11 protein-coding genes are annotated in these 12750 nt (G+C 62.4%); 8 read left to right on the forward strand and 3 right to left on the reverse strand.

The genetic code is table 11. The features are described from left to right. The first annotated feature begins 131 nt into the window (after positions 1-131). Positions 132-1031 carry a bifunctional methylenetetrahydrofolate dehydrogenase/methenyltetrahydrofolate cyclohydrolase FolD gene (gene folD, locus J3R84_RS01655; RefSeq protein ID WP_025425958.1) on the forward strand — a complete coding sequence of 300 codons (900 nt, stop codon included), beginning with the start codon at positions 132-134 and terminating at the stop codon, positions 1029-1031. Positions 1032-1085: 54 nt separating this feature from the next. On the opposite strand, the gene J3R84_RS01660 is transcribed toward folD, so the two are convergent. Further along, complete coding sequence (locus J3R84_RS01660) at positions 1086-2117, reverse strand: substrate-binding domain-containing protein (protein WP_025425959.1); 1032 nt, start codon at positions 2115-2117, stop codon at positions 1086-1088. 290 nt (positions 2118-2407) lie between these two features. Here J3R84_RS01660 and J3R84_RS01665 point away from each other — a divergent pair, with 290 nt between their 5' ends. The 7 genes from J3R84_RS01665 (at position 2408) to J3R84_RS01695 (ending at position 9950) form a co-directional block, all read left to right on the forward strand. After that, complete coding sequence (locus tag J3R84_RS01665) at positions 2408-3766, forward strand: ABC transporter substrate-binding protein (RefSeq protein ID WP_025425960.1); 1359 nt, start codon at positions 2408-2410, stop codon at positions 3764-3766. A 139-nt stretch (positions 3767-3905) separates the two neighbouring features. Beyond that, a complete protein-coding gene (locus tag J3R84_RS01670) occupies positions 3906-4916 on the forward strand; it encodes a carbohydrate ABC transporter permease (protein ID WP_025425961.1) in 1011 nt (336 codons plus the stop codon). A gap of 1 nt (position 4917) precedes the next feature. Continuing rightward, positions 4918-6066 (forward strand): carbohydrate ABC transporter permease, encoded by a 1149-nt coding sequence (locus tag J3R84_RS01675; protein WP_025425962.1) that lies wholly within the window; start codon positions 4918-4920, stop codon positions 6064-6066. A 29-nt stretch (positions 6067-6095) separates the two neighbouring features. Beyond that, positions 6096-7748: a beta-galactosidase BglA gene (gene bglA / locus J3R84_RS01680; RefSeq protein ID WP_025425963.1), complete on the forward strand. Its 1653-nt coding sequence runs from the start codon at positions 6096-6098 to the stop codon at positions 7746-7748. Positions 7749-7785: 37 nt separating this feature from the next. Further along, a complete protein-coding gene (locus tag J3R84_RS01685) occupies positions 7786-8874 on the forward strand; it encodes an ABC transporter ATP-binding protein (protein ID WP_025425964.1) in 1089 nt (362 codons plus the stop codon). Between the two features lie 133 nt (positions 8875-9007). Then, entirely contained in the window at positions 9008-9418 is a 411-nt protein-coding gene (locus J3R84_RS01690) for a hypothetical protein (RefSeq protein WP_025425965.1), read from the forward strand. Between the two features lie 166 nt (positions 9419-9584). Beyond that, positions 9585-9950, forward strand: coding sequence for a GFA family protein (locus J3R84_RS01695; RefSeq protein WP_025425966.1), 366 nt, complete (start codon positions 9585-9587; stop codon positions 9948-9950). A 97-nt stretch (positions 9951-10047) separates the two neighbouring features. On the opposite strand, the gene edd is transcribed toward J3R84_RS01695, so the two are convergent. Further along, entirely contained in the window at positions 10048-11868 is a 1821-nt protein-coding gene (gene edd / locus J3R84_RS01700) for a phosphogluconate dehydratase (protein WP_025425967.1), read from the reverse strand. Positions 11869-12045: 177 nt separating this feature from the next. Then, positions 12046-12744: a 6-phosphogluconolactonase gene (pgl, locus tag J3R84_RS01705; protein WP_025425968.1), complete on the reverse strand. Its 699-nt coding sequence runs from the start codon at positions 12742-12744 to the stop codon at positions 12046-12048. Positions 12745-12750: the final 6 nt, after the last annotated feature.

A 12750-nucleotide genomic window follows, 5' to 3' on the forward strand; every position in this document is an offset into this window, starting at 1 on the left:
CTGCAAACGTGCATCTGGCCATGCCGACCCCTTGCATTTATGCGTTTGGGACAGCATAGGGCGCTTTGAGGCAATCGCCTTTCCCGAGGCGAATTAGAGTGTCCCGCGAACAGGAAGCCAGGAGGAATGCCGTGACGACTGTGATTGATGGCAAGCAGGTTGCCGCTTCGGTTATCGAGGCCGTGAAATCCGCGACACAGGCGCTCGAAACTGATGCGGGCGTGCGCCCCGGTCTCGCGGTCGTGATCGTCGGCAATGATCCGGCAAGCCATGCCTATGTCTCTTCGAAGAGCAAGATGGCCAAGGAATGCGGTTTTCAGTCGGTCCAGCACACCTTGCCTGAAGAAACGACCCAGGAAGATCTGGCGGCGTTGGTTGCCAAGCTCAATGCGGACGCCGCCATCCACGGCATTCTGGTCCAGCTGCCGCTACCGAAGCATCTGAACTCCGAACCGATCATCCAGTCGATCCTGCCGGAAAAGGACGTGGACGGCCTGCACGTCGTCAACGCCGGCAAGCTTGCGACCGGCGATCTCGAAGGCGGTCTGGTTTCCTGCACGCCCGCCGGCGCGATGGTATTCGTGCGCCAGACCCATGGCGAAGACCTTTCGGGCCTGAATGCGGTGGTTATCGGCCGCTCGAACCTTTTCGGCAAACCGATGGCGGCCCTGCTTCTTGCCGCCAATGCGACCGTAACGACGGCCCATTCGCGCACCAGGGATCTGCCGGCAGTCTGCCGCAATGCCGATATTCTCGTGGCGGCTGTCGGTCGTGCGGAAATGGTCAAGGCGGATTGGGTCAAGCCCGGCGCCACCGTCATCGATGTCGGCATCAATCGCGTGTCCGCGCCGGAAAAGGGCGAAGGCAAATCCAAGCTCGTCGGTGACGTTGCATTTTCCGAAGTGGAAAAGGTCGCGGGCGTCATCACGCCGGTACCGGGCGGCGTCGGTCCGATGACCATCGCCATGCTGATGGCAAACACCGTCATCGCTGCCTATCGCAAGGCGGGTCGCAAGCCGCCGCGCTTCTGATCAGCGCAAATTGGTATCCGTCGATATCTGACGCGCCGCCTCTGCGGCGCGTTTTCATTTCTGCGGAGCGGGGCCAGTCGAGGCGCGGACGATCAATTCGGCGCGCCAGAGTTCCTGGTCGGGATAATCGCCGCTCTTGAGGATGCCTGCAATCAGTCGGGTCGCGATGCGCCCGCCGGCTGCCCGGAGCGACGACCGCGTCGTCGTCAGCGGCACGCTGAAATTCTCCGGCTTCAGCATCGGCAGCACATCGTCATGCGCGATCAGCGAGATGTCGCGGCCCATCGCCAGTCCCGCCTGGTTGATCGCCCTGACGGCGCCAAGCGCCAGCACGGTGCTTGAACAGAGCACCGCGGTCGGCGCGTCGGGCTGCTGCAGGAAGCGCTGCATGCTGCGATATCCGTGTTCGTCGGTCATAAGCGAGTGGTGGACGAGGGTTTCGTCGAGGTTGAGCCCATGCTCGGCCAGCGCCCGGGCCATGCCCTTATGGCGGCGGATGGAAAAGGTCAGGTAGTCGGGTCCGTTGATCAGCGCAATCCGCTGATGCCCGAGCTGGATCAGCAGCCGTGTCGCGTCATAGAAGGCGCCGGTGTTGTCGATGTCGAGGAAAGGATAGTCCCGTGCCTCGCCGATCGAGCGCCCATGGACGACAAAGGGCATCGACAGCGATTTGAGCATCGCGATGCGCGGGTCGTTGGCGCGCATATAGGCGAGGAACAGTGCGTCGACGTTGCCGCTGGCGGCCAGGCGCTGGAAGGTCGCCTCCTCGTCTTCCGGCGCGCTCGGATTGAGCACGAAATGGAAGTCGTGCTTGACCGCTTCCTCGCCGAGGCCCGCGAGGAATTCGCCGAAATGCACGTCGGAATCGATGCCGGCCGCTATCGGCATGACCATGCCGATCGAATAGGCCTTGCCGGTAGCGAGGCGCTGGGCGGCCCGGTTCGGCCGATAGCCCGTTTCGCGCACGGCCTGCAGCACGCGTTGGCGGGTTTCCGCATTGACTTCCGGGTAGCCGTTCAGCGCCCGGCTGACTGTCGTCTGCGACAGGCCGAGCAGTTCCGCGAGCTGCTTGAGATTGACCGCCATGGTCAATTTCCCTCCCAAAGCGCTTTGAATATCCGTATGATTTTTATGGTTTGATCCAGCGCCCTCGAATTCTGTAACACTCGTTTTTCATCATACAAAGCGGAATTAGCCGACTTCGCGCTGCAAAAAGTTGCCGCAAAGCAAAATACTGTCGGCAGAAGGCCGGTGAATCGAAAGCTCTTGACTCCTGGAGTGTCGGAATGGTTTGTTAGCAAACTCAAAGCGCTTTGAATTTTGCGCGTTGATGATCTGCCCGGCGGGATCCGGGTTCATCTTGGGAGGAGAACACCGTGAAGAGATCATTTCTGTTGAGCGTGGCTGCGCTGGCGCTGTTTGCGGGCGCTGCCGGCGCTGCGGATCTGAAGTTCAAGCCTGGCGAAGATTCCAAATTCAACTGGGCGAGCTTCGAGGAATTCAAGAAGGGTCACGACCTCAAGGGGCAGACGCTGACGATCTTCGGACCCTGGCGCGGCGAGGACGAAGCGCTCTTCAAGAGCGTCTATGCCTATTTCGTCGAGGCGACCGGCGTCGAGCTCAAATATTCGTCCTCTGAAAACTACGAACAGCAGATCGTCATCGACACCCAGGCCGGCAGCCCGTCCGATATTTCCATCCTGCCGCAGCCGGGCCTGATTGGCGACTTGGCGTCCAAGGGCTACCTGACGCCGCTCGGCGATGATACTCAGAAGTGGCTGCTCGACAATTATGCGGCCGGCCAGTCCTGGGTCGATCTCTCGACCTACAAGGGCAAGGACGGTAACGCCGCCCTCTATGCCTTCCCATACAAGATCGACGTGAAGTCGCTGGTCTGGTATTCGCCTGAGAACTTCGAGGACGCCGGCTACGAAGTGCCGAAGACCATGGAAGAGCTGAAGGCGCTTACCGAGAAGATCGCCGCTGATGGCCAGAAGCCCTGGTGCATTGGCCTCGGCTCGGGCGGCGCGACCGGTTGGCCGGCCACCGACTGGGTGGAAGACATGATGCTGCGCACGCAGCCGGCCGATGTCTACGACAAGTGGGTCAAGAACGAGATCCCGTTCAACGATCCGGCAGTCGTCGGCGCGATCGACGAATTCGGCTGGTTTGCCAAGAACGACAAGTTCGTCGACGGCGGCGCGGCAGCGGTCGCGTCCTCCGACTTCCGCGACAGCCCGAAGGGGCTCTTCGCGTCGCCGCCGAAGTGCTACCTGCATCACCAGGCTTCGTTCATTCCGTCGTTCTTCCCTGAGGGCACGGTGATCGGCGAGGATGCCGACTTCTTCTACATGCCGCCTTATGACAGCAAGAAGGATCTCGGCAATCCGGTTCTCGGTGCCGGCACGCTGGCGATGATCACCAAGGACACGCCGGCGGCACGCGCCTTCATCGAGTTCCTGAAGACACCGATCGCGCATGAAGTCTGGATGGCGCAGACGAGCTTCCTGACGCCCTACAAGAGCGTCAACGTCGATGCCTACGGCAACCCGCCGCTGAAGAAGCAGGGCGAGATCCTGCTGAATGCGACGACCTTCCGCTTCGACGGCTCCGACCTGATGCCCGGCAAGATCGGCGCGGGCGCCTTCTGGACCGGCATGGTCGATTTCGTCGGCGGCAAGTCCGCTTCCGACGTTGCCGACAGCGTTCAGAAGGCCTGGGACGCCATCAAGTAAAAATGGACGACGGGCGGCGATTGCGCCGCCCGTCCTGTCCTTGGGTCCGTTGAACGCTTGGCGCGGCAGGGCCCCAACGAGAACGGCGACAATCGCCATGCCCTGCACGCAAAGTGCATTTCAGGGGGAGGGACATGTCATGCAACAGCTCGTCTTTGCCGTAGGAACGATGGTGGCCGGGGTTCTCGGCTGCGCCGCCTACTTCTGGGGAACCAGCTTCATTCTCGATCTGATTTTCCCATCGAAGGGGAGATCTGGTGTCGAGGCGTCGCGCAACCTGCGCATCACCAATGCCATCCGGCCATGGCTGTTTCTCGCCCCGGCGCTGTTCGCGTTGACGATCTACCTCATCTACCCCGTGATCATGTCGGTCTGGTTCAGCCTGCATGACCGCGCCGGACAAAACTTCGTCGGTGCCAGTAACTACGTCTGGATGCTGAACGACGGAGAGTTTCGCCAGTCGATCTTCAACAACTTCCTCTGGCTGCTGGTGGTGCCGGCGCTCGCGACCTTCTTCGGGCTGGTCATCGCCGCTTTGACCGACCGCATCTGGTGGGGCAACATCGCCAAGACGCTGATCTTCATGCCGATGGCGATCTCCTTCGTCGGCGCCGCCGTCATCTGGAAGTTTATCTATGATTATCGCGCCGAGGGCACGGAGCAGATCGGCCTCCTGAACGCGATCGTCGTTGCCTTCGGTGGCGATCCTCAGGCCTGGATCACGCTGCCTTTCTGGAACAACTTCTTCCTCATGGCCATCCTGGTCTGGATCCAGACCGGCTTCGCCATGGTGATCCTCTCGGCCGCCCTGCGCGGTATCCCGGAAGAGACGGTCGAGGCCGCCGTGATCGACGGCGCCAACGGCTGGCAGATCTTCTTCAAGATCATGGTGCCGCAGATCTGGGGCACGATCGCCGTCGTCTGGACGACGATCACTATTCTGGTCCTCAAGGTGTTCGATATCGTTCTGGCGATGACCAACGGGCAATGGCAGAGCCAGGTGCTCGCCAATCTCATGTTCGACTGGATGTTCCGCGGCGGCGGCGACTTTGGGCGCGGTGCGGCGATCGCCGTCGTCATCATGGTCCTCGTCATCCCGATCATGATCTGGAACATCCGCAATGCGGCCAAAGAAATGAAGGGGCACTGAGATGAACCCGGCGACACGCTCCCCTCTCACCTGGGCCGTACATCTATCTGTTCTTCTCCTGGTCGCCCTCTGGACGCTGCCGACCGCCGGCCTGTTGATCTCGTCGCTGCGCGACAAGGATCAGCTCGCGGTTTCCGGCTGGTGGACGGCACTGTCGACTTCGACCCAGAATATCGTCGCCCGCGCGCCGGGTGCCGATACCCAGGTCGAACGCGACGGCAAGTTCGTGATCTCGGGCGACGTGCTTGAAGGCACCTCTGCCGGTGAGGTTTCCGCCTTCGGCTTTTCGAGCCAAAAGCCGACCGCCTTCAAGCCTGGCGAAACTGCTGAGCTCAACGACGGCGAGAAGCTGACCGTCCAGGCCGATGGTAGCTTCGAGATCGTCTCGGACACGAAGATGGAAGGCTCGCGCGGCCAGCGCATCTTCTTCACCGCCGCCGTTCCGCCGCGCTTCACCTTCGACAATTACGTCGAAGTGCTGAGCGCCGAAGGCATCGGCGCTTCCTTCATCAACTCGCTGACGGTCGCCATTCCTTCGACGATCATCCCGATCCTGATTGCGGCCTTCGCCGCCTATGCGCTCGCCTGGATGCCGTTTCCGGGGCGCGCGATCCTGATTGCGGTCGTCGTCGGCCTGCTCGTCGTGCCACTGCAGATGTCGCTGATCCCGCTTCTGAAACTCTATAACGGCGTCGGCGCCTTCTTCGGCGTGCCGGCCAAGACCTATGTCGGCATCTGGCTCGCCCATACCGGTTTCGGCCTGCCGCTGGCGATCTATCTCCTGCGCAATTACATGGCCGGCCTGCCGCGCGAGATCATGGAATCCGCACGCGTCGACGGCGCCAGCGACTTCGACATCTTCGTCAAGATCATCCTGCCGCTGTCGTTCCCGGCGCTGGCGTCCTTCGCGATCTTCCAGTTCCTGTGGACCTGGAACGACCTGCTCGTCGCCATCGTCTTCCTCGGCGCCGGCCAGGATGAACTGGTCCTCACCGGCCGGCTGGTCAATCTCTTGGGTTCTCGCGGCGGCAATTGGGAAATCCTGACCGCCTCCGCCTTCATCACCATCGTCGTCCCCCTGATCGTGTTCTTCAGCCTGCAGCGCTACCTCGTGCGCGGCCTGCTGGCGGGATCGGTCAAGGGTGGTTGACCTCACAGGGACTTCTGAACGGAATGAGCATGACTGAAATGAGCGAATCCATTTTGCAGGCCGACAAGGATTGGTGGCGAGGCGCGGTGATCTATCAGATCTATCCGCGCTCCTACCAGGACTCCAACGGCGACGGCATCGGCGATTTGAAGGGCATCACCGCCCGCCTGCCGCATGTCGCCTCGCTCGGCGCCGATGCTATCTGGATATCGCCCTTCTTCACCTCGCCGATGAAGGATTTCGGCTACGACGTTTCGAACTATACCGACGTCGACGGGATCTTCGGCAATCTCGCCGATTTCGATGCGCTGATCGCCGAGGCGCATCGGCTCGGTATCCGGGTGATGATCGACCTCGTTCTGTCCCATACCTCGGACCAGCATCCCTGGTTCGTCGAGAGCCGCGCCAGCCGGGCGAACGCCAAGGCGGACTGGTACGTCTGGGCAGACTCGAAACCCGATGGAACGCCGCCGAACAACTGGCTGTCGATCTTCGGCGGCTCGGCCTGGGCCTGGGATCCGACGCGGCTGCAATATTACTTGCACAACTTCCTGACCTCGCAGCCGGACCTCAACCTGCACAATCCTGATGTGCAGGAGGCGCTTTTGGGCGTCGAGCGCTTCTGGCTGGAGCGCGGCGTCGATGGCTTCCGCCTCGACACCATCAACTTCTATTTCCACGACAAACAGCTGCGCGACAATCCGGCGCTGGCGCCGGAGCGGCGCAACGCCTCCACTGCACCGGCGGTCAACCCGTATAATTATCAGGAACATCTCTACGACAAGAACCAGCCGGAGAACCTTGCGTTCCTGAAGCGGTTCCGTGCTGTCATGGACGAGTTTCCGGCAATCGCGGCGGTCGGCGAAGTCGGCGACAGCCAGCGTGGTCTCGAGATCGCCGGCGAGTACACCTCCGGCGGCGACAAGATGCACATGTGCTACGCCTTCGAGTTCCTGGCGCCCGACGCTCTGACACCGGCGCGTGTCGCCGAGGTTCTGCGCGACTTTCACAAGGCGGCGCCGGAGGGCTGGGCCTGCTGGGCCTTTTCCAACCACGACGTCGTTCGCCATGTCAGTCGCTGGGGCGATGGCGTTGCCGATCGCGACGCGCACGCCAAGCTGCTGGCAAGCCTGCTGATGTCGCTGCGCGGCTCGGTCTGCATCTATCAGGGCGAGGAATTGGCTCTCACCGAAGCCGAGCTTGCCTTCGAGGATCTGAAGGATCCCTACGGCATTCAGTTCTGGCCCGACTTCAAGGGGCGCGACGGCTGCCGCACGCCGATGGTCTGGGATAGCACTGCTGCCAATGGCGGCTTCGGCGATGCCAAACCCTGGCTGCCGGTGCCGGCCGAACACCTGAACCGGGCGGTCTCCGCGCAGAAGGATGACACCGCTTCGGTCATGGAGCACTATCGACGCTTCCTGCAGTTCAGAAAGGCGCATCCGGCCTTTGCCAAAGGCGAGATCGAGTTCCGCAGCACCGATGCGCCCGTGCTTGCCTTCGTGCGCAGCCACGGCAACGAGAAGCTCTTCTGCGCATTCAACATGAGCGGTACGGCCGCTACGGTTGATTTGCCGAAGGAGCCAGTGGAAGCGCTTGACGGCCATGGTTTTACGGCCGAGATCAAGAACGACAAGGTCAATCTTCCAGCCTGGAGCGCATTCTTCGCGCGGCTGGTTTGAGACAACGACAGACAAAAGAGACGAAGGGGAGGGTGCGATGACAGGTCTGACGCTTAAAGATATCCGCAAGTCCTACGGTGCGGTCGATGTCATTCACGGCATCAATCTCGACATCAAGCAGGGCGAGTTCGTCGTGTTTGTCGGTCCGTCCGGCTGCGGCAAGTCGACATTGCTGCGCATGATCGCGGGTCTGGAGGAGATTACCGGCGGCGACATGTTCATCGATGGCGAGCGCGTCAACGACGTGCCGCCGTCCAAGCGCGGGATCGCCATGGTGTTCCAGTCCTATGCGCTCTATCCGCATATGACCGTCTACGACAACATGGCCTTCGGCATGCGGATCGCCAAGGAGACGAAGGAGGAGATCGACCGGCGCGTGCGCGCGGCAGCCGATATCCTGCAGCTCACCAAGTACCTCGATCGTCTGCCGAAGGCGCTTTCGGGCGGCCAGCGCCAGCGCGTGGCGATCGGCCGGGCGATCTGCCGCGATCCCAAGGTCTTCCTGTTCGACGAGCCTTTGTCGAACCTCGACGCGGCGCTTCGCGTTGCCACCCGCATCGAGATCGCCAAGCTCAACGAGCAGATGGCGGACACGACGATGATCTACGTTACCCACGACCAGGTCGAGGCGATGACGCTTGCCGATCGTATCGTCGTGCTGTCGGCCGGCCATATCGAGCAGGTCGGCCCGCCGCTCGAGCTTTACGAGCGCCCGGCGAACCTGTTCGTCGCCCGCTTCATCGGTTCGCCAGCGATGAACGTCATCCCCGCGACGATCACCGCCACCGGCCCGCAGACGACGGTGAAGCTTTCTGGCGGCAAGTCGGTGACACTCGATATCGCCACGAACGCGTCGGAAAACGGCAAGACGGCGAGCTTCGGCGTGCGTCCTGAAGATCTCCAGACGGCCAGCGGCGAGGACTTCCTGTTCGAAGGAACGGTCGCCATCGTCGAGGCGCTCGGCGAGGTGACGCTGCTCTATATCGAGGGACTGGTGGAGAAGGAGCCGATCATCGCCAAGATCCCGGGCATCCTGCCCGTTCATCGCGGCGAAAAAGTCCGGTTCACGGCCGATAAGAACAAGCTGCATCTGTTCGACGCCGGCGGCAAGAGCTACCGCGTCTGACAAAGACCACCATCGTTTGTCTTCAACCCGTCCGATTTTCGGACGGGTTTTTCTTTGCGAAGGCCCTCAATCTACCCTCTGTTAAATTTCTTCCTCTAGCCTGACGGGCAGGGGATACTAAGGGGCCTGTAGAATGACGACCGCGGCACCGGTGATGCAGCAACACTTCCTGAACAAGGAAGAATCTTTCATGTACGATCGCGAAACCACGTTCCCGATGGAGGACACGAGGAACGAGGCGCGGATCGAATATACCGAAAAGGGCATGACGCAGCTGAGCTCCCGCCGCTGCGAAATCATCAAGCTGTCGAAAAGCGGCGCGGTTCTGGGTATCCTGACCAAGTACCAGCTGCCGCAGAATTTCTACCTCGACATTCCAAGCGCCCGCATCCAGATGGTCGGCTGCCTGCTCAAGCGCGTGCACGCCAACAACATCGTCGAAGCGCGCTTCCTGCGGCTCCTGACCGATCGCGACCTCAATCGCATCTTCGTCTACAGCACCCATCCGAACCACCGGAACCGCACACTCGACATCTACCGCTGAACCGGCAAGCGTTCGTGCGGGTGCCCCGTCCGGCCGAGACGGACTGGCGGGCGATGCGCCTTTGCGGCCAGGGACACCGTATTTCGAGGCCTCCAAACTATGCTTGACATGGAGTGTGGGCGTTGGATTGTTGTCGCCTGCACGCCAGAAGCGAGGCAACCGATCGATGAAACGACCCTACCGCCTTTCCTGCCACTGCGGCGATATCTGCATCGAAGTCGATGAGGAGCTCTCGGGGCTGGTCGAGTGCAACTGCTCGACATGCCGGCGCACCGGCTTCCTCCACTGGAAGATTGACGGCAGCAAGATCCGGTTGATCACCGAGAAGCGTCGCCTTTCCACCTATGTCTGGCGCGGCGTGACTGAAGGTCATCACTTCTGCCCGACCTGCAGTGTGGCGATCATGCGCAGCGGCTACCCGAACAATCGCGTCTCGCTCAATGCGCGCTGCATCGAGGATATCGACATCTTCACGCTGGAGGTCGAGCGTTACGACGGTCGAAACGACATGTATCCGGGGCCGCTGAAGTAGCGCTCGTCTTCGCAAGCGCGGCCCGCTACCGGCGGCGAGGGCCGGCAGCGATAGCTCGATGGAAGACAAATCCTCCGCGGTGACGCCGAGGTTCGGCTCAGTTGAACAGCACGCTTGCTCCGTGGTCGGCCGAGCCGGCAATGGCGCGGAACGGTGCGAACAGCTCGCGCCCCATGCCGAACTCGTTGTCCGAGAGATCGGCATGGGCGGGAATGCGCGTCTTGAGCGCGATATCCTCGACAAGCACTTCGATCGTGCCGGTGACGGCATCGATGCGCACGATGTCGCCTTCCTGAATGCGGGCGATCGGCCCGCCATCCTTGGCTTCCGGCGTAACGTGGATGGCGGCAGGCACCTTGCCCGAGGCGCCCGACATGCGGCCGTCGGTGAGGATCGCCACGCGCTGGCCGCGGTCCTGCAGGATGCCGAGCACGGTCGTCAGCTTGTGCAGTTCCGGCATGCCGTTCGCCTTCGGGCCCTGGAAGCGCACGACGGCGACGAAGTCGCCTTCGAGTTTGCCGGCCTTGAAGGCGGCGTTCAACTCGCCCTGGTCATGAAAGATCTTTGCCGGTGCCTCGATGACGTGGCGGTCCGGCTTGACGGCGGAAATCTTGATGACCGCCTTGCCGAGATTGCCGGTCAGCATCTTGAGGCCGCCCGAGTGCTGGAACGGCTGGTCGATGGTGGAGAGTACCTTCGGATCGGCGCTTTCGGCCGGCGTCGGCCGGCGCTCGACACCGCCGTCGGCACCGAGGCGGACGTCGATCTTGTAGGCCTCCAGGCCCTGGCCGACGACGGTGCGCACATCGTCGTGCAGCAGGCCGCCCCGAAGCAACTGGCTGATCAGAAAGCCCATGCCGCCGGCGGCATGGAAGTGGTTCACGTCGGCAAGGCCGTTCGGGTAGACGCGCGCAAGCAGCGGCACGATGTCCGAAAGTTCGGAAATATCCTGCCAGGTGAGCAGGATGCCGGCGGCGCGCGCCATGGCGACGAGATGCATGGTGTGGTTGGTCGAGCCACCGGTGGCGTGCAGCCCGACGACACCGTTGACGATCGAGCGCTCGTCGATCATTTCACCTGATGGCGTGAACTCGTTGCCCATGGCGGTGATCGCCAGCGCCCGCTTCGTCGCTTCCTTCGTCAGCGCGTCGCGCAGCGGCGTGCCGGGATTGATGAAGGAGGCGCCGGGCAGGTGGAAGCCCATGATCTCCATCAGCATCTGGTTGGAATTGGCGGTGCCATAGAAGGTGCAGGTGCCGGGTCCGTGATAGGACTTGGATTCCGCTTCGAGCAACTCTTCGCGGCCAACCTTGCCTTCGGCGAAGAGCTGGCGCACGCGCGCCTTCTCGTCGTTCGGCAGGCCCGTCGTCATCGGCCCGGCCGGCACGAAGACTGCCGGCAGGTGACCGAAGGTCAGGGCCGCGATGACAAGGCCCGGCACGATCTTGTCGCAGACGCCGAGATAGACGGTGGAATCGAACATGTTGTGCGACAGGCCGACACCGGCGGCCATGGCGATCAGGTCGCGCGAAAACAGCGACAGTTCCATGCCCGGCTGGCCCTGGGTGACGCCGTCGCACATGGCGGGCACGCCGCCGGCAACCTGGGCGACGCCGCCTGCCTCGTGCGCGGCTTCGCGGATCAGCGCCGGATAGGTTTCGAACGGCTGATGCGCCGAAAGCATGTCGTTATAGGAGGTAATGATGCCTAGGTTGGCGACGCGATCCCCGGCGAGCGCCACCTTCTCGGCGGGGGAACAGACGGCAAACCCGTGCGCGAGGTTGCCGCAGCCAAGAACGCTGCGATGTGGGCCGCTGGACGCCGCACGACGCACCCGATCGAGATAAGGCTCTCGGTGCGGCTTCGAGCGCTCGACGATGCGGGCGGTGATTGCGGCAATGCGGGAATCGGCGGACATGGCAAATCCTGTTCCGGAGTCTTGAGACTCCTCATCTTCATCCAGTCATCGATCCGGAGCGTTGCCTGCTTGGGAGAACGTGCAGGCCACGCCCCGGTATGAGCTCTTTCAACGCCTTCGCGTTCCGGTGGGGCGCCACCGGTTGAAAGCGTCCTGAACCGGCCGGTGATCCGGCCGTTATGGCGCCCAGTATATTTGCAGCGGCGAGGCCGCACGGCGCAGCATGGTGCGGATCGGCATCTCGGCTTCGTCGCCGGGACCTTCCGCCTTGGCAAGCACCACCTTCTTGCCCTCGCCTTCGATGTGCAGGACCAGCAGCCTGGCATCGTGAAGGCTGGAGAAGGTAAAGGTCAGGCGCGGTTCGCCAGCACCTTCGGCTTCCATGGTGATCACGCCGCGCGGCGTCGTCGCGTCGATCGCCCTTGAAAGTTGCGTGCCGCCCGGGAAGAACGACGCGGTATGGCCATCCGTTCCCATGCCGAGCACGACGACGTCGAAGGGCGTGCCGATCTTTGCCGTCGCCTTGCTGGAGAGCCCGGCCGCATCTTCTGCCGAAGCGGCGGCGTGGTAAAGCGGTAGGAAATGCGCTTTCGCCGCAGGGCCTTGCAGCAAATTGGCCGTGACCAACGCGTGGTTGGAGCGATCGCTCTCCGGTGGAACGAAGCGTTCGTCCACCAGCGTGACCGTCACCTTGTCCCAGGCGATATCCTTCCTGGCGAGCGCCTGGAAGAATGCCTTGGGCGTCGAGCCGCCGGAAACGGCGATGCTTGCTGTGCCACGGGTGGCAATGCCGGTGGCAAGTGCGGCGCTGACGGCGTCCGCCAAGCCCTCTGCCAGGGCGGCGCCATTGTCGAATGTGTGAAGCGTCGTGCTCATTGCCTT

The sequence above is a fragment of the Ensifer canadensis genome, from assembly GCF_017488845.2.
Taxonomy (GTDB): Bacteria; Pseudomonadota; Alphaproteobacteria; order Rhizobiales; family Rhizobiaceae; genus Ensifer; species Ensifer canadensis.